The organism is Paenibacillus sp. J2TS4, from assembly GCF_018403245.1.
GTDB lineage: Bacteria > Bacillota > Bacilli > Paenibacillales > NBRC-103111 > Paenibacillus_L.
The window spans coordinates 591986-613301 of sequence record NZ_BOSH01000001.1 but is presented as its reverse complement, the minus strand read 5'-3'; the positions used below and the strand labels follow the sequence as shown (position 1 = coordinate 613301).

The following is a 21316-nucleotide window of genomic DNA, read 5'->3' as shown; positions in this document are numbered from 1 at the left end:
CAGTGACACCGCAACATAAAATTCAGCCCAGGCTATCACCTGGGAGAACAGAACATGAAGTACCATGAGGCATTTATTTCGTCAAGCACTGATTATGAGATTGAGCCTAGAAAATAATCTACTATTTATTATTATAGAGAGTGAAAATCGATGAATTAAGAAAAGAGTGAACGGATGCCGCCGCTCCCGTTTAGCGCGTTTAACATTCTAAATCTTTAGCTAGCCGAAAAACGCAAAAAACCCGGCTGCTCTACACAGACCGGGATGTATTAAATCCAGCAACGTTTCCTTTACGTTGTTCAATGCTTATGTTCACTTGTCTAAGCATGCCTAAATACTTGACTTAGTGCTTGCGTCCGGGAATGACTCCCGTTTTCTCGTATACGTCCACGATGTGGTCAATTTCCTTCTTCAACTCGTTAACAAGCTCCGCCTCGGGAACTTTACGCACCATCTCTCCGTAACGGAAGAGCAACCCTTCGCCCCGGGCGCCGGCTATGCCTATATCCGCCTCACGAGCTTCTCCTGGACCATTAACGGCACAGCCGAGCACCGATACTTTAATCGGCACCTTGACGTTAGAAATATACTCTTCCACTTCATTGGCGATCGCGAAGAGATCGATATCGAGCCGGCCGCAAGTCGGACAGGATATTAAGGTAGCCGCATTGGAAATGAGTCCGAAAGCTTTAAGCAGCTCCCGCGCCACCTTGATTTCTTCCACGGGGTCGGCGCTTAATGAAATTCGAATGGTCGAGCCGATTCCCATCGCAAGCAGAGCCCCAAGCCCTGCCGAACTCTTGATCGTCCCCGAATGCAGTGTGCCCGATTCGGTAATCCCCAGATGGAGCGGATAGCGAATAACCTCTGCCGCCTTCGAATAAGCCTCGATGGCCATCGGTACGTCGGAAGCTTTAAGCGAGACGATAATATCGTGGAAATCCAGCTCTTCCAGAATGCCGATATGAAAAAGAGCGCTCTCCACCATCGCTTCCGCCGTCGGATACCCGAACTTTTCCAGAAGATGACGCTCTAAAGAACCTGCGTTCACGCCTATACGAATCGGGATCCCGCGCTCCTTACAGGCCTTCACGACGGCCTCGACTCTCTCCCGCTTCCCAATGTTGCCCGGGTTGATTCTAACCTTGTCAATGCCGTTCTCGATCGCTTTAAGCGCAAGCCGGTAGTCAAAATGAATATCGGACACGAGCGGAATGCTGATCTGTTTCTTTATTTCCTTAATGGCATCAGCGGCCTCCGGATTGTTCACCGTTACCCGTACCAACTGACATCCCGCTTCTTCCAAGCGATGGATTTCGGCTACCGTAGCCTTAACGTCAGCGGTCTTGGTAGTGCACATGCTTTGAATGATGACATCATTATTCCCGCCGATCGTCAAATCCCCTACACGGACAGGAACAGTCTCCGTTCTATGGTACATATTTCCCCTCTCCCATGACGGCAAACATCCTCCTGCCCGGTTCCTGTGGAACCGGTGAAGAGGATGATCGGCCGGAAAATTGAAATCCGTTATGCACTTTCTTCTTTCTTCTTATCTTCTTCCTTGGTCGTTAGCATGGGAGCGATTTTCTCCTCTACTACGGCCTTGGTAACGGTGCAATCGTGCACATCCGTTCTCGAAGGAATATCGTACATCGTATCCAGCATAATCCGCTCCAGAATGGCACGCAAGCCGCGAGCGCCCGTACTGCGCTTCATCGCTTCTTTAGCTATCGCTTCAAGCGCCTCGGGTTCAAACTCAAGGGATACGTTATCCAATTCGAGCATCTTCTGATACTGCTTGATAAGAGCATTCTTGGGCTCAGACAAAATGCGGATAAGCGCCGTTTCGTCCAGAGGCTCCAGTGTGGAAATGACTGGCAGACGGCCGATGAACTCTGGAATCAGACCAAATTTCAACAGGTCCTCAGGCAGAACCATCGACAAATATTCTCCGGCCTTCAAATCAGCCTTCATCCCGTCTGTGCCGAATCCGATCACTTTCTTGCCGATTCTGCGTTTAATGAGCGATTCCAGGCCGTCAAAGGCACCGCCACAAATGAACAGGATGTTCGTCGTATCAATCTGGATAAACTCCTGATGCGGATGCTTTCTTCCGCCTTGAGGAGGAACGGAAGCGACCGTACCTTCCAATATTTTCAGAAGCGCCTGTTGTACGCCTTCCCCCGAAACATCACGGGTAATGGATGGATTCTCCGATTTACGTGCTACTTTATCAATCTCATCGATGTAGATGATCCCTCTTTCGGCCTTCTCTACATCGTAATCCGCCGCTTGAATAAGCTTCAACAAAATATTCTCGACATCTTCCCCGACATATCCGGCTTCGGTTAGCGAAGTAGCGTCAGCAATGGCAAACGGAACGTTCAATATTTTAGCCAGCGTCTGTGCCAATAGCGTTTTTCCGCTTCCCGTTGGACCGAGCAGCAAAATGTTGCTCTTTTGCAGCTCCACATCGTCTACCTTGCTCTGGGAGTTGATGCGTTTGTAATGGTTATATACGGCCACAGACAGCGATTTCTTCGCCTGGTCCTGACCAATCACATATTGATCGAGAATGTTGCGGATATCCTTCGGCTTCGGAATGTCCTTCAGATCAACCTCTTCCTCGTGACCGAGCTCCTCTTCCACAATCTCTGTGCACAGCTCTATACATTCATCGCAAATATAGACCCCGGGACCGGCTACCAACTTCCGGACCTGGTCCTGAGATTTGCCGCAAAAGGAACACTTCAATTGGCCTTTCTCTTCATTAAACTTGAACATTGGTTCACCCCTATTCCTTTTAAATCTTTCCGGTGATCACTTGATCGATGATCCCGTATTCTTTAGCCTGCTCGGCACTCATGAAAAAATCCCTGTCGGTATCCCGTTCTATTACTTCCAACGGCTGGCCTGTGCGATCCACATAAATCTGATTCAGCCTTTGTCGGGTACGGATAATCCAGTCGGCATGGATTTTAATATCGGACGCTTGCCCTCTAACTCCGCCAAGCGGCTGGTGAATCATCACCTCGCTGTTAGGCAAGGCAAACCTTTTGCCCGGTGCACCAGCTGTTAACAGAAGGGAGCCCATGCTGGCTGCCATTCCGACACATATAGTCGATACATCCGGCTTGATATGCTGCATCGTATCAAAGATCCCCATACCGGCCGTGATCGAGCCCCCGGGGGAATTAATGTACAAATGGATGTCTTTCTCGGAGTCTTGAGCAGCCAGGAATAGCAACTGTGCGATAACTAGATTGGCTACATCGTCATCAATGGCGGTGCCAATAAATACAATTCGGTCCTTTAGCAGGCGCGAATAAATGTCATAAGAACGTTCTCCGCGGCTTTCCTGCTCGACGACCATTGGTATCAAAGCCATGTTAGATATCCCTCCTACTCCTTCATTAAAGCGAATGGAACCGTCTGAATCACCTTCAGATCAGCTTCATTTTATCATGTTTAACGTATTGTGTCATTTTTACACTTTCCTATGCATTGCGTTAGGGCAGAGTCCGGAATCGACCCGGCTCTTGCCTTCTTTTAAAGGCCGACACAGAGTACAGTCATTCCTCCGGCGGCCTCGCAATAGTAAAAGAAAGGCACGTAACTGGACGCGCCTCTGTGTTGACTATGTTAGCTTGCGTTAGAAACGGGTTTGCTGTTTTCCACTAAAAAATCGATCGTTTTGCGAATGCTGATGTCTTTACCCATGTTCTCCAGACTGCCGTTGGCTTCCAGAATGCCGCGGATTTCATCCACTGTTCTTTGGTAAGTCTTGGCCATGTTCTCAAGCTCTTCATTGATGTCTTCTTCGCTGGCCTCGATATTTTCCTCTTTGGCAATCGCCTCAAGCACCAAGTTGTTGAGAACGCGTTTCTCGGCATCGCCGCGCATTTGCTCCTTCAGTGCTTCCTCGCTTTGGCCGGAGAATTGGAAGTACATTTCCAGATTCATCCCTTGCATTCTCAAGCGGTCTTCAAAATCTTTAAGCATCGTTTCTACTTCCGTGTCGATCATAACAGCCGGAATTTCCACTTCAGCCGCTTCAGCTGCTTTAGTAACGAGCTCTTGCTGAGTTTCCGCTTTGTTAGCCTGCTCTTTTCTTTCAGCCAGGCGCTTGCTCAGATCTTCCTTGTATTCTGCCAAGGTTTCGAACTCGCTCACGTCTTTGGCGAACTCATCGTCCAGTTCAGGCAGGTTTTTGCGTTTAATTTCATGGAGCTTAACTTTAAACACCGCTGCTTTCCCTTTCAAATGCTCCGCATGATACTCTTCCGGGAAAGAGACCTCAATGTCCTTCTCTTCCTCCTTGGCCATGCCGACAACCTGATCCTCGAATCCAGGAATAAAGCTGTTCGAGCCCAGCTCCAGCGAATATTTCTCAGCCTTGCCGCCTTCAAAAGCTTCACCGTCAACGAAGCCCTCAAAATCGATGATGACCGTGTCACCCTGCTCAGCCTGGCCCTCTTCAACAACAACCAGCTCCGCATGACGCTGTTGAAGCTGCTTCAATTCGGCATCCAGTTCTTCGTCGGTCACTTCAGAGCTGCGCTCGGTTGCTTCCAGACCTTTGTAGTCGCCAAGCTTTACTTCTGGCTTCACATCTACCTTGGCCTTGAATTTCAATGCCTGTCCTTTGCCAATCTCTTCGATATCCACTTCGGGACGATCGATCGGCTCGATTCCGGTTTCCTTCACGGCCTGTATGTAGGCTTCGGGAAGTACAATGTCCAGTGCGTCCTGATAAAGGGATTCCGCGCCGAATCTTTTTTCAAAAATCGAACGGGGAACCTTGCCCTTACGAAACCCAGGGACATTCACTTTCGCTGCTACTTTCTTAAATGCTTTATCCAATGCGTCATTGAACTGCTCCGCATCGACTTCAACGGTAAGAACCCCTTGGTTCTTCTCTATTTTTTCCCAGCTTGCTTTCATTTTATGCTTTCCCCTCCAAAAATGTACCTAACTTTTTTCACGTTTCAGCTTTAATAACCATTCCATTATATCATAAAACCTTTTCATTTCAAGAACAGCTACGCCTGCGGAAAAACGTCTCTGACAAATCTTTTAAACAACATAGATGCCCGCGATAAAGAGAACTTCAATTCCTCCGTAATGCCGTATAACTCGTAGGCATTCTCCTCGTCGACCGTACCCAGCATCGTCTCCTCCAGGACGAGGTGAAAAGCGCAGGCCCAGGCATCCGTCTGATCCTCCGTTAATGACAGAAGCTCTTCATAGACTGAGGTTCCATAGAGGTATGACAGAAATTCTTGCCAGGTTTCTTCTGCAAAATATGCCAGTACAGGGTGCTTGGTCTCACTGAACGACAAAAATCTGTCCACTATCGAATAGGCTTCTTGTGGAAAATCATCAAAAGAAGACGGGGTAGCCTGAATATCAAACTTTACCGGCTCTCCCAACTTGTCCAACGTAACGGTGCTGTCCTCGCCCCGGCGCCGCAGCACTTGCAGCACTTTAAATTGAAGCGTCGGAGGAAGCGGGACGGAAATGAGCCATTTTTTCAAAGCTTCATTAATAGAAGGATCTTCGAGGCAGCTCAATTGCTCCAGGGCGAGAGCCTGCTTCGCGAGATTCGTGCCATCCTCCAAAATTTGCAGCAGCTCGCGGACATAATTTGCATCCTTCTTCTCTTTGTCCGTCAATTGCCGTCGGCGTAATTCCTCTTCGGACACCTCTTCCTCTTCTTCTATATAGAGATCCGGCTGCATGGTTCGAAGCCAATCGAGCAGCGCCTGCCACTCCTCATTCGTCCTCGGATCACCGCTGTCGCATTCCACCAGAAAACGGAGCAGCTCTATCGCTTCGCGGTACCTCTCGGTTTCGAGCATCCGCGTCAATTCAATTTGATAGTAATCGATCGTTTTAGGAAATAAAACGACATTATGCCTAAGTTTTTCGGTTATCGCCTTCACCATCTTTCCGTTATAAAAAGCTTTAGCTAGATACTATCGTTTTCGGAACAAAAATGCAAAATATTAAATGAAATAAGGTTGACAAATTTTCTATCCTCTGTTATTTATTAATTAATAAATAAATTTTAGATCTTCCCCTTCGATGCGGCAACACTTTGTAATTTTTGCCGGTGAGCGTTATACAATCATTTACAGAAGGAGCGGTGTATCATGAGCATCCCCGGACGATTTACAGCCGAAGCAGAGGATTCCTTCGTCGTCTTTATGATAGGAATGCGTGTAAACCGGGTGTGGGCAGTTCACAAATGGGTTCCCGTATTCAAAGCGATGGGAGGGATGATTTCGGAGCTATATCAAAATCCCGAACTCGGTTTTCTCGGTACGGAATATTTCCTTCAATGGCGTGGAGTTTCCTTGCTTCAATATTGGCGCTCCTACGATCAATTAGAGCAATATGCGCGTGGAGGCATCCATCTTAAAGCATGGAGAAATTTTAATCGGGCAGTCGGAACGGACGGTACCGTCGGAATTTATCATGAAACTTACATTGTTCAACCAGGACAATACGAATGTCTATACAATAATATGCCTAAATTCGGACTAGCCAAAGCAACTAAGCATATTCCGGCAGTAGGCAGATGGGAAACCTCCCGTCGACGTATGGGCGGGCATAACGATCCAGCGGTGGCTACTCCTTCCAATCCAGAAGCTGCGGATCAAACCATTAGTTAAATCAATTTGACCTGCAGGAATAAATGGTACAAAATGCAGCTCAACTTAGGCACTTCTACTTTACTCAAGTTCAAGGCAGGCAGTCCAAAAGTTACAAGGCAGAAGGCAGATGAATCAAAGAAATGCAAAAGTACACGTAAATTTGCGGAAATCCGTCATATAGTGAAAATGACAGACGAAAGTGCATGTCCTTTACCGGCAAAATTCAAAAAGCGGTTATATCCCAAAATTGAACTGCATTTTTGCTGGTCATAGGTTAATTTCAATTAAATTCCTCCCAAAGACCTGCACTTTCGCTCGTTGTCGATCATTTCACCCGACGTTTACTGAAAGAGAGGCAAATCCTTACATCACTTTTATTACCCGGCAGGAAAAACTTTCCGTCATGCAAATAACCTTTCAAAAACCAAGCGCTCAGCCCTAAAAATATAGAACTTAAAAATACCACAAAAAAACGGTTGATTTTGTTTATTCCATGTGATATTATTATTCATGTTTCACGCTAAAAATTCTGCTCAATATGACAACAGTTTGCTTAATTATTCAGCTGTCCTGTCAAGAATGAAGATCTGATTCTTTTTTCTATCGCAGATATTAGTCCCAGTAGCTCAGTTGGATAGAGCAACGGCCTTCTAAGCCGTGTGTCGGGGGTTCGAATCCCTCCTGGGACGTACCTTAGCCAGTTTACGTTAAGTTTAAAACAATAATAAAATCCCCCCAAATCCTTGTTACATAAGGGTTTTGGGGGATTTTCTCTTTCGTTTAACTCCTATAAGAATACGTTAGAAAACGATAGGATTTAAGATCAATCCGGATGGCTGGTACAGCTCAATGATAGGCTGGCATCGTTGAGTCAGCAGTTCCGTTATGAGAACAAAGAGCAGGAGGGGTACCTCACTGCTCTTTTTTGTCACGTTCCACTTTTTCGTGAACTGACGGTTCGTCACCGCTAGTCGTATGGTTGTTCATGCCATCTTTAAATTCCTTTAATGTTCTGCCCAATGCGCGTCCTAGATCAGGCAGTTTTTTCGGACCGAATAACAATAATGCAACCAGCAATATTAAAAATAAATGACTCGGGGTTAAAATGTTGCGCACCATAAAATCATCGCCTTTCATTCTGAATACATTCCTCTGGCCTTACTAATGAGACAAATATAATCTACTTGTTCCCTCTCTCCCCTTCAATATAATCATACAAGATTTTTGTTCGTATTGTAAATTTTAAATGAAGCATAATCATTCGCTTACTACAATCTGGCGCCAAGCGGGGATTTGCATTGGGTTACATATTGCAACCAAACTATTTTACCATGTTAAAGAGAATTTAATGGTACAGCAGCCAACTAATCACATCCGCTCCGGTGTGGGTAAACCGAGAACCTGAAGAGCGTCCCCCAGCGTTTCTTTGAATTTGGCCGTAAGCCAGATTCGGAATGGGCGGCGTTCGCTGTCGGCTTTAAGAATAGGGCATGCCGCATAGAAGTTATTGAATGCTGTAGCCAACTCGTGTGCGTAGGTGCAGATTGAATGGGGAGTCAATTCTTTACCCGCAGTGTGAAGAACATCTAACCAAATACTTAGATGTCTTATTAAGACATATTCTGCTTTTTCCATCTCCCCGCAGGACATGGGCACCTGTAATGCGATATCTGCCTCTGCTTTGGCCGCTTCCTTCCCTGCCTTGTTCAACAGACTTCCAGCACGAGCGTACGAATATAATAAATAGACACCGGTATTCCCCGATATTTCAGTCGCTTGCTGCAAGTCGAAAACCACCTCTGTCTGCAGACCGAACCGCAGCAAATAATAACGAATGGCCGCAGCTGCAATGATCCGGCTGGACAGACCGCTTTTATCGGATCGTTTGTTCTCTATTACGGTCTCCATCATATCAAGCAGAGTCGATATTTTAATACCAATTCCTTGCCGTCCCGACATGGCGTAGGATGTCTTTCCAGCGGATATATCCACACCTAGCTCCGCAGCCGCCGCCGGACTTAAAGAAACAACTCCATAGCTGACATGGTTTAGCTTCTCCGCTTGCTGAGCGTACCCCAGCTCTTGAAGTGCCTGCTTAACGACGGCTTGCGGGTATTCTTGCCTGCGGTCAATGACGTTAATGACCCTGTCCGCTTTACCATATTCCTTATAGTCACCGTTAGAATCAGTAGTCCATAGGCTGCCCTCAAACCGTTTATACGAAAAGTCCTTATCGAGCAATCCGTATTTCCACAGGTGATAGGCGATATCCTTGGCCGTATAGGTCAAAATTCCGTTGGAACGGATCAGCACCTTATCCAAACTGTGTTCCCGATCTCTGACTTCACCGGGCTCTTCGAGTTCTTCCCCCGTATTCTCTCGATTGTTCACAGCTTCGCTTGGCGATGACCTCAGAACCCAGCACCCCGCTAATTTTCCCTTGGTTTCTTGATAAAATACGGAGGTCTGCTGCAAGAGACGGAAGGCCGAAGACCAGAATCCTTCTCTAACGAGACTGCTTTCCCAAACCAGCAGATCATACTCGATTCCAAACGATTTCATTTCTTCTATATGCTCGCGCACAATTCGTTCGGCCACGAGCAAACCGATCCAGGATACATTCGTATTCCCTTCTTCCAGGGCGTGCAGCACTCCGGCCCGTTGCTCTAATAATTTGGGATTGACCTCGTATTCTTTATTAATGCTGGAATACAAATCCCAGCAGTAATCGCCAAAACGGTCGTATTCCATAGTGTACGAAGTGTTTAATATTCCGACGACCGTATCCGCCAATTGATTGCCCAAGTCATCGATGTAATTATGAACTTCGACCCGGCAGCCATTTCTTCGCAACAGTCTCACTAACGTATCTCCAATGCAAGAATTCCTCAGGTGGCCGATATGGGCCGATTTATTCGGGTTAATCGAAGTGTGTTCCACCACTATTTTGTCCCCGGACGCTTCAGGCAGGGTAAATGTCCTCTGAGCCCATCGCGGCCAATGGATAAACAAATTGATAAAACCGGGCGGGATTACTTCGATGTTGGCAATTAAATCGTCCGCTTGATCCCGCTGCTCCAGCTTATTCCGAATCTGCTCGGCAATTTGCATCGGGCGCAATCGCAGCACTCTAGCCAATTGCATAGCAAGGTTAGTGGAATAATCTCCATGCTCCAGGCTTGCCGGCTGTTCCACTCTCACTTTTATAGGAGCCGCCAGCGACTGACTTAGCTCCATCTCCTCCAGCATCCTGGATACAGCTTTCTCCAGACGGGTAATTATCCATTGACTCAGCACGTCATAACCTCCTTATGAAAAATAAAAAAAGCCCGCGTCTCCAAAAGAGACGAGGACTGATCGCTCGCGGTACCACTCTCGTTGCTAAACATATCGTTTAACCCCTTCATCTTGTAACGGCCTCGGCCGGGGCTTCCTACTCCTATTTTTCAGAAGTCCTTCTCCTGGGTCCGCTTCACTATCGGTTCAGTACCGGCTCCCACCCTCCCGGCTCGCTTGGACCTTGAACATCGATAAATACTCTCCCAATCATCGAAATGTCATATTATTTTTAACTATTATAACCATATTTCAAGAAAAAACAAGCCGAACCGAAGCCCATAATAGGAGGGCCATACCCTATGATCAATTATTTCGCTCGCCATCCCGCACAGCTTGAAACAGATGATGTCCATTCTCCTTTCCTGCCTCAATCTTTTGGATAAGTTCCTCAGTAAGCATAATGAAATCTCCTTCACTCTTCTATGTAAATAATGAAGAAGCCCCTAAAGAGGAGCTTCGGACTTGAATTAGGGTCTTCTCTGTTTGGCTTTTTCAAGATTCGTGTTATATCAATCCACTCTCCCTATCAAGGGAGCTCGTTGACCTGCCACGTCTCATCCTCGGTTCTTACTACCGTTAAATAGGACGGTTCCGGATGGTCGAACAGCACCTCTACACCGGTATAATGCTCATACATCCACACCTTGAAGCGATAGGAATTTTCATCTATCTGATCACTGCCGGTGATCTCATAGGCTTGATGGTGCGGATTCGAGGTTCCTACAAAATAAGCAGAAAGCTGCTCTTCGCTATAGAGGTCCTTCACCTCGGCGGTTACCGTCTGAGCCCCTTGCTTGCCATCCCGGTTAACCCAGGCCTCCAGAAATTGATTGGCTGCCCGCAGCGCCATCAAGTAATCCTGGTCCACCTGCAGCTTGTCCTCCTTCGCTGGAAGATCGGATTCCGTTAAAGGAATGAGAGATTGGGCTACCGCTTCCATGGTAGCTTTAGTAACCTTTTGGAAGGGTTCGACAACTAGATGCACATCATCTAATCGAATATATAAGACCGGATCGGACATTCCTTGACGAATCCATTCGGCCGAACCGATGTCAAGCTCTGCGGCTGTTCTGGACTTGATATTTTCCTCGGACAAAGGCGATTTCAGGGTTGCTTGATTGTAAAATGCTTAAACATAACGGACACTCCCCCCTCCCAGCGACTGACCTCTATGAGGCTGTCGTCAGCATAGCCTTTGGCTGGAATGTACACTGTATTCAGGCCAGCTCTAGCCGCGGCGTGCAAAAGAAGCGCCTTTTCCTCCTCGTTATAGTCCAGTGATTCCGTCGCCAGATTAACAAGAGCTGGTTCCACAGAGCTTACTTCATAACCGGACGGAGAAGCTGCCCCATTCCGTGACGCCCCCGACTCTATATTGGCTGCTGCAGCACAGCCGGTCATCGCCGCCGTAAGAAGAACGGCGGGGAGCAGCCTGACGACGGCCTTCGACCATAGCCCGTTAGGATTATTCATTCGTCATTTCATTCCTTTCTAAATTTATGGCCCCGGATTATACCGTTTAAGCAGTTTGTTCCATCGCGGACCAACCTAACCTTTAAATTCTATATGTCATAAAAAGAGACGCCAGAAAAGAGGCATCCGTTCTAAATTTTGGCTTTTTTCTAAATATTAATTCGATGCTCCTCTATATAGATCCTCCCCTATTCTGAAAAATATCGGTTTTGGCGGACCGTATCTTTTGATTTATATTCAACTTCAAGCTGCCCCTTCTTTCCCTTCATTTCCTGCATATGTTAAATTTACTATCAATTTCGGCATGGGACTACTATAACTTGCTAGGACTAAAGATGGAATGTTAGGAATTATTATGAAAATTATAGGAAAATCGAAGGAAAAGCCCGCTCTTTTCCATCGAAAAGAACGGGCCTCGCTTCTCGTTCCCCTGCGGTCGATGATGGAGCCGAGCCGATAATCATTTTGCGGCCAGTTGACAATCGTCATATCACTGGGATAAGCTCCATCCGCAAAGTTAGTTCGGTCTATTACTCTACGGTATTTCCATAGCGAGAATGACTTTCCGTCGGGAAAAAAGCTGTAGCGAATCGGTTCCAAAGTATGCGGAACGAGTCCCATCCAGCTTAATTGCTTATCCGGCCAGAAATCCGCCTGATACTGCCGCCAGAAATCATACTGAACCGCCTGGAGATTGTCCAATCCTCCCCTTCCAAATGGTCCACCGCGAAGCAATAGGTGAAGGCCTGCATATCTTGAGGATCGGCCTCTCCTTGCAGAGCGTGGAGTTCACCGGTCTGCGCTATGGACTCCGAACCCGTAACGTATTCCACACCGGCCAACAGAAGCACGTCCCCTTCCTATTGTCCAACGGGACCCCTCTTTGGAAAAGGATGCAATCTTACGATCATGAAGAAAATATTAAGATGATCTCAGGCTGATCTACCGCTTAAAGGAGGAACGCCCCTAATTTCTCATCCGCTAACCGGATTTGAAAGAAGATGATTAACGACAGATTCCGCATCTCTACCGACACCGGCGAGCAGGGCGGAAGCCCGATTAACCTGCCAGGGCAGGCCGATATAATATAGATGCGGAACCGCAAGACTGATTCCCCGGTCATGCACCGGCCGGCCGCTGTCATCTACCGCCCCGGGAAGCGCAAGCCATGAATAGTCCGACCGGAAGCCGGTCGCCCAAATGACGTTGTCCGGCCTTAGCCGGGTTCCATCCGCGAAATAGAACTCTCCCCCGCGAATCTGCGCCAATCGCGGTTTAATCCGGAGGGCTCCCGCTTCCGCCAGCCTTGGAACCGAACGGCCAAAGATCGGATCATCCATCCGGCGCAGCCTTCGTCCGATGAAGGAATGAGCATCCGCTCTCAACACTCCCAGCTTGTCGAGCCACCAAAAGACGCTTCGTCCCGCCCACTCTAATGAGATCACTTTCATCCGATGGCCTGCAGATAAATAGACTTCCCGTTCTGGGGCCGCAGCCAATTCCGCTGCAATCTGCGCCCCTGAGTTGCCGCCGCCTACTACGAGAACCGAGCCAGTTTGCAGTTGGGAAGCATTGCGATACCCGGAAGAGTGAAGCTGGACAACCGCTTCCGAAGCCTCCCGCGCAAATTCAGGATAAGATGGCTGCTGAAACGGTCCGGTAGCGACGATCACCCGCCGGGCCTTGATTTCCTCCGATTCGGTGATACAGCGGAATCGCTGGCCTTCCCTTTCCAAACGAATAATTTCCGTATTTAACCTTACACGAAGAGAGAACCTTTCAGCATATTTTTGTAAATATTGAGCGACCTCATCTTTAGTCGGATACCCGTCCTTCCTGCCCTCCATCGGCCAGCCAGGCAGAGAGCTGTACCTTCTCGGGGTGAATAAGGTGAGCGAATCATACCGCGTTTTCCAGCTCTCGCCAAGCTCAATGGCTTTATCTACGATCAGATGAGAAATTCCTGCCTGTTTCAAATAATATCCGACCGCAAGTCCGGCCTGACCGGCGCCAACGACCAGAACATCAACCTGTTCTTCCAAGCTTTTCTCCCCCCTCTTATATTTTTAGAACCGGGTGCCGGATAGTCGACTCCTCAATCTGAATGGTCGCGTGGTCTATGCCGAAACGCTCCTGCACCCGACGAATGGCTTCCTGCAAAACCTCCTGTCCGTCGGCCAAATCCGTGATGACCAGGTGACAGCTCAAAGCATCCATCCCAGAGGTAATCGTCCATAGGTGCAAATCGTGTACGCCGACGACCTCGGCGATTTGCATCAGCTCTTCCTCGACCTTATCCGGACTGGCGTATGCCGGAGCTCCTTCCATCAGAATGTGAAGGGAATGCTTAATAACTCCCCATGCACTTTTAAGAATAAGAAGCGCAACAATAACGCTAATGAGCGGATCCGCCGCGTACCACGAAAACAGAAGCATCACAACTCCGGCGATAATTGCACCAACAGAGCCCAGAGCATCTCCAAGCACATGCAGGTAGGCGCTTCGCAGATTCAAGTTGTTTTTGACATCCCCTCGGCGCATAAGAGCCCAAGCGCTGAGCAGGTTAGCGGCCAGTCCAATCGCCACAATAATGAGCATCGAGCCTCCCGCCACCTGCGGCGGCTCGAGAAATCGCTGGTAGGCTTCCCAGACGATAAAACCGGCGATAACGAATAGGGAAACCCCGTTAAATAACGCCGCCAACACTTCAAATCGGTAAAAGCCATACGTTTTGTCAGCCGGTGCCTGCCGAGTCGCAAACCAGATAGCCGCCAGACTGAGTAAGAGAGAGCTGAAATCGCTCAACATATGACCGGAGTCCGACAGCAGCGCCAAGCTGTTAGTGACCAGACCACCGACAAATTCCAAGATCATGACAAGACCGGTAATAATCAGGGCGATCGTCAATCCCTTCTTATTTCCTTCACGGGCCGAGTCGTGGATATGCCCGCCTGCTGTGGCTGGTCCATGATGGTGAGAATCGGAATGATTATGGTGGTGGTGATGGTTCATCGAAATTCCCTCCTTAGATCAACTGCTGCTTTAATTTTAGTATATGAACATATGCTCATATACTATTATAGTTACCTGCCTAAATTTGTCAATGGTCTAAGCTTCGAGGGTATGGCTCTCCCAGGTACGCTCCTCAGGAAAGCTTTGTCGTGAATTTTTCTCACCTTTTCCGGAGTTGCTTCTCTAGGGAATTTGGTCTATAAGGACAAAAAAAAGGTGAATTCAAGGATAGAATTCACCGATCAAAGTCAGTTCATCCAAATCATTAATCCTTTACGCTTCCTTCTTGGTTTCTACTGTTCGTATAGTCATGGGAAAATGAGGGAAGCTTACTTTTTAACTCAAAGCTTGAGGATGTGATGGGATTGGATTTTTACCACGGACAAGAATCGTTGACTACCGTTCAATGGATTTTAAGAGGCTTGGTCAGCTTTGTTTTTTTGCTGCTTGCCGCCAAGATGATGGGGCAGCGCTCGATTTCTCAATTAAGATTCCTCGATTTCATTATTGCGCTTGTCCTCGGCAATATTATAGCTCATCCGCTTTCAGATGAAAAATTAGGACTTCAGGGATCTATACTCACCACGCTTGTTCTCATCGTCTTGTATGTTGCAGCAACCTGGCTTAGCCTGAAATGGCCGTTTTTCAAAAGGTATCTAGATCCTCCGCCGGTCAAGCTCATCCAAAATGGACAGATCCAATTTCATAACCTGCCTATCGCCAAAATCTCTATTGATTATTTATTTTCCGAGCTTCGAAAAGCAAAGGTCGAGGATATTCAGAAGGTATCCCTCGCCTTATGGGAACCGGGAGGCACCCTCTCTGTCTTCACGGATACCCCTTACCAACCGCTTACTCCTGCCGATATGAAGCTTGAGACCGGGCCGTTTACACTCGCAAGGCCAATTATTGTTCACGGAAAAATCGATAAACGGCTTCTCGAAGAAATTGGAAAAGACCAAATGTGGCTTAAAAGAAAGGTATCCCCGACTTATACGAATATCCGCGATGTCCTATTGGCAACCGTTGACGAAAATGAGAATGTGCGGGTCTATTCCTATCCGAAGCCGAGCCCGAGACGTCATTCCTAACCCTTCAGACGGATCAGCAGGAGAAGCGCGAACAGCAAGAAGCCTGATCCGACAAAGGCCCAGTCCTTCCGATTCATGCGCAGAACTATGCAGGATGTTCTCCGGCTTCCAATGTGGCCATACCCTCTCATCTCCATCGCCGAAGAAAATTGTTCCGCCAACTGCAGCAAAGAGGATAGCAGCGGGATAACAATAGCGGGAAGCTCTCGGAGCGAAATTCTTCCGGGCCTGCTTCCTGATTTAGCCCTCGCTCTCGCAATCCGCGAAAAGCGTTCCCATTCTGAAAGAATTAACGGGATGAAGCGGAAAACGAGAGCGACAGACAAGGCCAGTGCCTCGACCGGAAGCTTGATGCGCGATAAGAAGGCCAAGCCCTGTTCCAGTCCTTGCTTCATCCTCATCGAGCCGGCGAGCAGAGGAAGCAGGGCGCCGAGCAGCAGCAAGCACCAGATTCTGGCCAGCTGCTGCATGGTCGTCTGGGCCGCTTCCGCCGAGAAGCCAATGGCCAGTGGGAAAGCGGCCCCCTCCGCGAGGGTCAGCCGGAGTCCGGCCACCAGGGAGGATAGCGCCATAAACAGCAGGAAGCCCAGCGCCAGCCGGCGGATCGGCCGCCAGCCAGCGCGGGACCATGCGATGGCCGCCGCTGTGATCGCCAGAGCCGCGGCCACGCCTATCCAGGAGCGCTGCAGCAGGATTCCCGCCGATATGAGCATGTATACGGCCCATAGAGAGCGGGGATCGCAGCTCTGCAGCCAGCTCCGGGCGGCGGCAGGACCCGGGCCCGCCGGCGCGCCGGGCGAGGCAGTCGCCGTGGCGACGGAACGCTCGCGCGCAGGGGCGCCGGGCCAGGCAGTCGCTGCGGCGGCGGAACGCTCGTGCGCAGGGGCGCCGGGCCAGGCAGTCGCTGCGGCGGCGGAACGCTCGTGCGCAGGGGCGCCGGGCCAGGCAGTCGCTGCGGCGGCGGTGGCCTGCGCAGGGAGCGCCTCCGCAACCGCGGCAGCTAGCTGCTCCGGCGTCAGCCAGCCCGACGGCAAGGGGATTCCTTGCCGCCGCAGCAGCTCGACTGCCCGCAGCCGGCCAGGCGGAATCAAGCCGGCCTCCAGCAGAAGCTGAGGGCGGCGCAGCAATTCCGCACCTGAGCACTGGGCCATAACCATTCCTCCGTCCATGATCAGAACAGAATCAGCGAGCGGGAGGAATGTGTCCAAATCGTGTGTAGCGAGCACGATTCCGGCCCCGGATTGCTGCTTCCACGACTGGATGTAATCCGTGAACGCTTGGATTCCTTCACCATCCAGACCGGCCGTCGGCTCATCCAGCAGCAGCCATTCCGGGTGGCAGGCAAAAGCGACTGCCACAGCAACCCTGCGTTTCTGTCCTCCGCTTAACGTAAGCGGATTATCCAGCAGTATGCTCTCAGGAAGCTCCACTTGCTTCAGTGCCTGTGTCATCCAACTCTCGGTCTGCTCCGAAGAAAGACGCAAAGGCTTTAACGAATATTCGAATTCCTGACGGACGGTGCGAGCGAATAATTGCTTCTCGGGACTTTGAAACACAAAGGCGCTTTTTTCAAGAATCGCTCGATTAACCCGCCCTCGCTTCCAGAAGGGCGTTTCCCCCAGAGAAATGACTCCTTGCGTAGGCTCCGTCAAACCGGCCAGAACATCGAGCAAAGTCGACTTCCCCGCACCTGTACGTCCAATCAGCAACGTTAAAGAACCGCTGCGCAGAGTGCAAGTAACGTCGTGGATCAGCCTGAATTCCTTCCGCTTTGGCGATGAGACACAGACTCCTTCAAGCCGAAGATCCATAATTGTTCACCGCCGCGCTTAATTGTTCTACCGTCACGGGCAGGGGAGAAAGCCCAATCCCCCGCTTCTGCAAGGACCGGGCCACTTGTACAGCATAGGGCTGCTCGTACCCGAGAAGCTGGCAAGGGGTTGAAGCCCAATCATCCAACCAAGAGGCTGTCTCCCCTTGTTCATTATCCCGATTTCCGTAAAAAAATGATGAAGTCGGGCCTTCGAATGCAATTTCACCGCTATCTAACGCTATGACACGGTCGGCCCAGGCCAATTCCTCCATCCATTGAGTAATCCAGACAATGGCCGTTCCGGAACGGTTAAGCTCAGCCGCCACCTGAAGCACCCTTTGTCTGGACGCCGGATCCAGCATGGCCGTCGCTTCGTCGAAGATCAGCATCCCCACATCGGTTACGAGCCATCCGGCGATAGCCAGCAGCTGCTTCTGCCCGCCGGAAAGCTCAGCTACCGGATGAGCGGAAGGCAAATCCAGCCCGACACGCTTTAAGGCCTGCTGAGCTAACCGGGGCATCTCCACTGGGTCCTTCGCTTCATTTTCCATAACAAAACAGACATCTTCATATATCGTTTCTCCGACAATTTGCGCATCGGGCTGCTGTCCGATCATTCCAATCCTTCTGCCCTCGATCCAGCCCTTCGTTATATGGCCGGAAGCCAGCGGGCAATAGCCGGCAATCACTTTAGCCAAAGTGCTCTTGCCGCTTCCATTGCGGCCGATAATGCCAAGCCATTCTCCCCTGGCTATCGATAATTGAATATCGGACAGCACCTGCAGGCGAGAATCTCTTTTTTCAAACGAGACGGTTCCGCGCTCTAGTACAAATGACTCGTCCAATAATTGCATAATTTATTCGGAACCTCTTTTCCTCTTGAAGTCTTTTGTGTTACAATGCCAATTGTTAACCATAAATCACTTACATAAGGTTAACAAATGAAAGGAGAAGATGCAATGAAAACTTCGGCCGTTACGGTTCGCGGGCTGACGTTCAGCGCTATGTTTGCCGCTTTGCTGGTCGTTCTCAGCTTTGTGACGATCTATACCGGATTTTCCCCCGTACCTATCACTCTGCAAAATTTTGCCGTTATGCTTGCAGGAGCTGTACTCGGGGCCCGTTACGGATTAATAAGTGTGGGAACGGTAGTTGTGTTGACTGCTCTCGGATTCCCACTGCTTCACGGCGCAGGGGGACCCGGTTTAATTTTCGGTCCCACCGGAGGATTTATTTGGGCTTATCCGCTGGCAGCGTTTTTTATTGGTTATTTTGTTAATCGGATTAAAGGCCACGGTATCTTTTCTTTCCTGCTCTTATTTATTGTCATGCTCGCTTTTGGCTCGCTTTTGCTATATGTACCCGGTGTGCCCTGGTTGGCTTACTCTGCTAAAATATCGTTAGGCAAAGCGATGGTTCTTGGCTGTTACCCCTACTTGCCAGGGGACGCGATCAAGGCATTAGCCGCTGCACTCATTGTGTTGCCCGTTCGCAAGCTATTTCCCGCTTCCCGATTGATGTAGCCTGACTAACAGTCTATCCAGGACCAAACCCTGCTGAACAGACCAAGTCTATGTAGAATGATGATCACCAGCGTCTCGTCAAGCTTCCTTGGCGAATATCTGCGCTCCGTCAGTGGAGCGCTTCAAAAAGCCGCTATTCGGGTAAAATAGGGATATCACCTATTCCTAACATCAGGAGGAGATTATAGTGATCTTCGAAACCCGAGTGATCGACGAGGAAACCTTTCTCAATTTCGAGCGGCTGCCCGACGGGTCGGTTGTTGGCAAGCTGATTCGCATCATCCCGCCGCATCATCCGGCTCCTCATATGCAGGAAGCTTCGGGAACGTATATTGAGTATCGGACTCAGCCTACCACATCCATGGCAACGGCGGAACTATTTGTTCACTCCATCCTGGAAGAGCTGGATGAAGATAAGGGAAATGAGGATAAAAGCAGGATCAATGATAAAAGCCAATGAAGAACATCTGTAAATTTTCATAATGTCTTCCTTCAAGCCAATCGGTAGTAACCGTTTGGCTTGATTTGCTTGATTTGCTTTATTTGATTTCTCGCCCCGTCACGGCAATTTGCATTCCAGCTCTATTTTCTAGAGGTTCTGCCATCGATTGGGATAGAGGCCAGACCGGTTTGTTTAGTGATGGATGCTGTTGGACAGACATGAAATTTGGGATGGATGCATACCTTTAATCTTACAAAGCCGGGAGATGCCTGTAAACGTGCCCGTTCATGACGAAAACCGCCCGGTCGAACCCAGGCGGCTTTCCTGTTCATAACTTCGTTAGACTCAGGCTATTGAAGACGGGCTGCAATGGCAATGTCAAGATGAGCCTCGTCGATTTACTCTGTTTTCATAGTTGGGTATCCTTCTATTTATCCAACTGCTCGAACAAGCTCCGCAGCGCCAGAGCCCGATGACTGATTTGATTCTTCTCTTCCGTGGTGAGCTCGGCCATGGAGCGGCCCTGCTCCGGTAAGTAGAATAAAGGATCGTAACCGAAGCCACCGTCCCCTCGTGCCTCTTTCAGAATATAACCGGGGACGCGTCCTTCAGCTCGATGAGTCTTTCCCGTGACGGGATCGTAAAGCACGAGGGCACAAACAAAGCTGGCTCTGCTGAGTCCTTGCGGATGACCTTCAACGGCCATTTGGGCTCCCCGTGTCTTCAATTCGGACAGCAGCTTCCTGTTATTGTCCTGATCGGAAGCATTCTCACCCGCATAGCGGGCCGAATAGACACCTGGAGCCCCGTCTAGAGCGTCCACGCATAGACCTGAATCATCGGCCAATACGGGAACTTTAAGAAGGTCCGCTATCGTACTCGCTTTAATCCAGGCGTTGTCGGCAAACGTTTCTCCATCCTCTACAATTTCGGGCATCCGGTCATAATCGGCGAGACTCCGCACGGTCCACCCGAGAGGATGGAACCAGTGGGCAAACTCCTTGACTTTGCCCGGGTTTCCAGTGGCTATGACCAGGATCTGTTCTTTAGCTGGATGCATGGTTTCTTACCCCGATCCGGGAGGCGATATCGCCCAGCACCCTTTTCTGCTCCTCGATCAATATCTGGATTCCGGCCTCGGACACGCCAAGCAGTCCATCCAATTCCGTCCTGGAGAAAGGGGCCTCTTCCCCGGTCCCCTGAACCTCGACGAACTTGCCAGCGCCGGTCATTACTATGTTCATATCGACCTTAGCCGTTGAATCTTCGGCATAGTTCAGATCGAGACAGACTTGCTGGTTAACGATTCCTACACTGACCGAAGCCAAAAAATCGGTAATCGGATAAGTAGAGAATGGTTTATTCCGATGCAGCTTATCGACAGCCATGGCCATCGCGACGAACGCTCCGGTTATCGAGGTCGTTCGAGTTCCGCCATCCGCTTGAATGACATCGCAATCCAAAGTTATCGTCCGTTCGCCCAAGCGATCAAGATCGACTACCGACCTTAGAGCACGCCCGATCAGTCTTTGAATTTCCATGGTCCGACCACCCAGCTTGCCTTTTGTCGCCTCGCGTTGATTGCGAACCTGAGTCGCTCTCGGGAGCATCGAATATTCGGCGTTAATCCAGCCTTTACCCTGCCCCTTCATAAATGGAGGGACCCGCTCCTCTACCGTCGCGTTGCATAGCACTCTCGTGTCCCCGACACTGATCAGCACGGAACCTTCCGCATGCTTAACATAATCGGGAATCAGAGACAAAGGTCTTAGTTGATCGTACCGTCTTCCGTCAATTCTCATTCATGAAGTCCTCCTAAGCTTGCTGAATACCACAAATAGAGTATACCTCATTTTACCAAAGCCTATGAGGAAAATCATCCGAATAAAATAACCCGCAAAGTGACGTTGGCCTTCGAAGCGTATTCCAAGTACTTTGCGGGGGCCCCGGAACTTATAAAA

General features: G+C 49.4%; 20 protein-coding genes, 1 tRNA gene and 1 other annotated feature. Of the genes, 5 read left to right on the top strand and 16 right to left on the bottom strand.

The window, feature by feature from the left end; translation table 11 throughout:
* Nucleotides 1-343: 343 nt before the first annotated feature.
* The 5 genes from ispG to KJS69_RS02760 all read right to left on the bottom strand — a co-directional run bounded on the left by ispG (nucleotide 344) and on the right by KJS69_RS02760 (nucleotide 5951).
* On the bottom strand, nucleotides 344-1441 hold the full coding sequence (gene ispG, locus KJS69_RS02780) for a flavodoxin-dependent (E)-4-hydroxy-3-methylbut-2-enyl-diphosphate synthase (RefSeq protein WP_213581471.1): 1098 nt from the start codon (nucleotides 1439-1441) through the stop codon (nucleotides 344-346).
* Between the two features lie 89 nt (nucleotides 1442-1530).
* Nucleotides 1531-2787: an ATP-dependent protease ATP-binding subunit ClpX gene (gene clpX / locus KJS69_RS02775; protein WP_213581470.1), complete on the bottom strand. Its 1257-nt coding sequence runs from the start codon at nucleotides 2785-2787 to the stop codon at nucleotides 1531-1533.
* A gap of 19 nt (nucleotides 2788-2806) precedes the next feature.
* Complete coding sequence (gene clpP / locus KJS69_RS02770; protein ID WP_213581469.1) at nucleotides 2807-3391, bottom strand: ATP-dependent Clp endopeptidase proteolytic subunit ClpP; 585 nt, start codon at nucleotides 3389-3391, stop codon at nucleotides 2807-2809.
* Between the two features lie 254 nt (nucleotides 3392-3645).
* A complete protein-coding gene (gene tig / locus KJS69_RS02765; RefSeq protein ID WP_213581468.1) occupies nucleotides 3646-4947 on the bottom strand; it encodes a trigger factor in 1302 nt (433 codons plus the stop codon).
* 98 nt (nucleotides 4948-5045) lie between these two features.
* Nucleotides 5046-5951: a hypothetical protein gene (locus KJS69_RS02760; RefSeq protein WP_213581467.1), complete on the bottom strand. Its 906-nt coding sequence runs from the start codon at nucleotides 5949-5951 to the stop codon at nucleotides 5046-5048.
* Between the two features lie 207 nt (nucleotides 5952-6158).
* Here KJS69_RS02760 and KJS69_RS02755 point away from each other — a divergent pair, with 207 nt between their 5' ends.
* Nucleotides 6159-6680 carry a DUF4188 domain-containing protein gene (locus KJS69_RS02755; protein WP_213581466.1) on the top strand — a complete coding sequence of 174 codons (522 nt, stop codon included), beginning with the start codon at nucleotides 6159-6161 and terminating at the stop codon, nucleotides 6678-6680.
* A gap of 597 nt (nucleotides 6681-7277) precedes the next feature.
* Nucleotides 7278-7351 (top strand) — tRNA-Arg (locus tag KJS69_RS02750).
* Between the two features lie 223 nt (nucleotides 7352-7574).
* Here the strand turns inward: KJS69_RS02750 and tatA are convergent.
* The 7 genes from tatA to KJS69_RS02715 all read right to left on the bottom strand — a co-directional run bounded on the left by tatA (nucleotide 7575) and on the right by KJS69_RS02715 (nucleotide 14486).
* Nucleotides 7575-7799: a twin-arginine translocase TatA/TatE family subunit gene (gene tatA, locus KJS69_RS02745; protein ID WP_283777433.1), complete on the bottom strand. Its 225-nt coding sequence runs from the start codon at nucleotides 7797-7799 to the stop codon at nucleotides 7575-7577.
* 231 nt (nucleotides 7800-8030) lie between these two features.
* Nucleotides 8031-9959: an arginine--tRNA ligase gene (locus tag KJS69_RS02740; protein WP_213581465.1), complete on the bottom strand. Its 1929-nt coding sequence runs from the start codon at nucleotides 9957-9959 to the stop codon at nucleotides 8031-8033.
* A 42-nt stretch (nucleotides 9960-10001) separates the two neighbouring features.
* Nucleotides 10002-10221: a binding site (T-box leader), on the bottom strand.
* A 306-nt stretch (nucleotides 10222-10527) separates the two neighbouring features.
* Nucleotides 10528-11097, bottom strand: a complete 570-nt coding sequence (locus KJS69_RS02735) for a hypothetical protein (RefSeq protein ID WP_213581464.1) — start codon at nucleotides 11095-11097, stop codon at nucleotides 10528-10530.
* A gap of 8 nt (nucleotides 11098-11105) precedes the next feature.
* Nucleotides 11106-11474, bottom strand: a complete 369-nt coding sequence (locus tag KJS69_RS02730; RefSeq protein WP_213581463.1) for a hypothetical protein — start codon at nucleotides 11472-11474, stop codon at nucleotides 11106-11108.
* A gap of 243 nt (nucleotides 11475-11717) precedes the next feature.
* Nucleotides 11718-12176, bottom strand: coding sequence for an FAD-dependent oxidoreductase (locus KJS69_RS30100; RefSeq protein WP_213581462.1), 459 nt, complete (start codon nucleotides 12174-12176; stop codon nucleotides 11718-11720).
* A 272-nt stretch (nucleotides 12177-12448) separates the two neighbouring features.
* A complete protein-coding gene (locus tag KJS69_RS02720) occupies nucleotides 12449-13516 on the bottom strand; it encodes a flavin-containing monooxygenase (RefSeq protein WP_213581461.1) in 1068 nt (355 codons plus the stop codon).
* A gap of 16 nt (nucleotides 13517-13532) precedes the next feature.
* Nucleotides 13533-14486, bottom strand: coding sequence for a cation diffusion facilitator family transporter (locus KJS69_RS02715; protein ID WP_213581460.1), 954 nt, complete (start codon nucleotides 14484-14486; stop codon nucleotides 13533-13535).
* A gap of 365 nt (nucleotides 14487-14851) precedes the next feature.
* On the opposite strand from KJS69_RS02715, the gene KJS69_RS02710 reads away from it, so the two are divergent.
* Nucleotides 14852-15577 (top strand): DUF421 domain-containing protein, encoded by a 726-nt coding sequence (locus tag KJS69_RS02710; RefSeq protein ID WP_213581459.1) that lies wholly within the window; start codon nucleotides 14852-14854, stop codon nucleotides 15575-15577.
* Here KJS69_RS02710 and KJS69_RS02705 read toward each other — a convergent pair.
* The gene (locus tag KJS69_RS02705) at nucleotides 15574-17388 is read right to left on the bottom strand and encodes an ATP-binding cassette domain-containing protein (RefSeq protein ID WP_213581458.1); all 1815 of its coding nucleotides are present in this window, start codon (nucleotides 17386-17388) and stop codon (nucleotides 15574-15576) included. The genes KJS69_RS02710 and KJS69_RS02705 overlap by 4 nt on opposite strands.
* Nucleotides 17372-18244, bottom strand: coding sequence for an ATP-binding cassette domain-containing protein (locus tag KJS69_RS02700; RefSeq protein WP_213581457.1), 873 nt, complete (start codon nucleotides 18242-18244; stop codon nucleotides 17372-17374). The genes KJS69_RS02705 and KJS69_RS02700 overlap by 17 nt, the downstream gene beginning before the upstream one ends.
* 105 nt (nucleotides 18245-18349) lie before the next feature.
* On the opposite strand from KJS69_RS02700, the gene KJS69_RS02695 reads away from it, so the two are divergent.
* Both KJS69_RS02695 and KJS69_RS02690 read left to right on the top strand, forming a co-directional pair.
* The gene (locus tag KJS69_RS02695) at nucleotides 18350-18913 is read left to right on the top strand and encodes a biotin transporter BioY (RefSeq protein ID WP_213581456.1); all 564 of its coding nucleotides are present in this window, start codon (nucleotides 18350-18352) and stop codon (nucleotides 18911-18913) included.
* A gap of 187 nt (nucleotides 18914-19100) precedes the next feature.
* Complete coding sequence (locus KJS69_RS02690; RefSeq protein WP_213581455.1) at nucleotides 19101-19373, top strand: hypothetical protein; 273 nt, start codon at nucleotides 19101-19103, stop codon at nucleotides 19371-19373.
* A 409-nt stretch (nucleotides 19374-19782) separates the two neighbouring features.
* Here KJS69_RS02690 and KJS69_RS02685 read toward each other — a convergent pair whose 3' ends face one another.
* Together KJS69_RS02685 and rph are read right to left on the bottom strand one after the other, a co-directional pair.
* Nucleotides 19783-20415 carry an XTP/dITP diphosphatase gene (locus KJS69_RS02685; protein ID WP_213581454.1) on the bottom strand — a complete coding sequence of 211 codons (633 nt, stop codon included), beginning with the start codon at nucleotides 20413-20415 and terminating at the stop codon, nucleotides 19783-19785.
* Entirely contained in the window at nucleotides 20402-21157 is a 756-nt protein-coding gene (gene rph / locus KJS69_RS02680; RefSeq protein WP_213581453.1) for a ribonuclease PH, read from the bottom strand. The genes KJS69_RS02685 and rph overlap by 14 nt, the downstream gene beginning before the upstream one ends.
* Nucleotides 21158-21316 lie beyond the last annotated feature (159 nt).

Excerpts from the sequence above, each read along its gene's own strand:
- KJS69_RS02685 (WP_213581454.1), bottom strand. The coding sequence starts at position 20,415 with ATGCATCCAGCTAAAGAACAGATCCTGGTCATAGCCACTGGAAACCCG.
- KJS69_RS02760 (WP_213581467.1), bottom strand. The coding sequence starts at position 5,951 with ATGGTGAAGGCGATAACCGAAAAACTTAGGCATAATGTCGTTTTATTT.
- clpX (WP_213581470.1), bottom strand. The coding sequence starts at position 2,787 with ATGTTCAAGTTTAATGAAGAGAAAGGCCAATTGAAGTGTTCCTTTTGC.
- KJS69_RS02730 (WP_213581463.1), bottom strand. The coding sequence starts at position 11,474 with ATGAATAATCCTAACGGGCTATGGTCGAAGGCCGTCGTCAGGCTGCTC.
- tig (WP_213581468.1), bottom strand. The coding sequence starts at position 4,947 with ATGAAAGCAAGCTGGGAAAAAATAGAGAAGAACCAAGGGGTTCTTACC.
- KJS69_RS02695 (WP_213581456.1), top strand. The coding sequence starts at position 18,350 with ATGAAAACTTCGGCCGTTACGGTTCGCGGGCTGACGTTCAGCGCTATG.
- clpP (WP_213581469.1), bottom strand. The coding sequence starts at position 3,391 with ATGGCTTTGATACCAATGGTCGTCGAGCAGGAAAGCCGCGGAGAACGT.
- KJS69_RS02705 (WP_213581458.1), bottom strand. The coding sequence starts at position 17,388 with ATGGATCTTCGGCTTGAAGGAGTCTGTGTCTCATCGCCAAAGCGGAAG.
- KJS69_RS02755 (WP_213581466.1), top strand. The coding sequence starts at position 6,159 with ATGAGCATCCCCGGACGATTTACAGCCGAAGCAGAGGATTCCTTCGTC.
- KJS69_RS02715 (WP_213581460.1), bottom strand. The coding sequence starts at position 14,486 with ATGAACCATCACCACCACCATAATCATTCCGATTCTCACCATCATGGA.
- rph (WP_213581453.1), bottom strand. The coding sequence starts at position 21,157 with ATGAGAATTGACGGAAGACGGTACGATCAACTAAGACCTTTGTCTCTG.
- ispG (WP_213581471.1), bottom strand. The coding sequence starts at position 1,441 with ATGTACCATAGAACGGAGACTGTTCCTGTCCGTGTAGGGGATTTGACG.
- tatA (WP_283777433.1), bottom strand. The coding sequence starts at position 7,799 with ATGAAAGGCGATGATTTTATGGTGCGCAACATTTTAACCCCGAGTCAT.
- KJS69_RS02700 (WP_213581457.1), bottom strand. The coding sequence starts at position 18,244 with ATGCAATTATTGGACGAGTCATTTGTACTAGAGCGCGGAACCGTCTCG.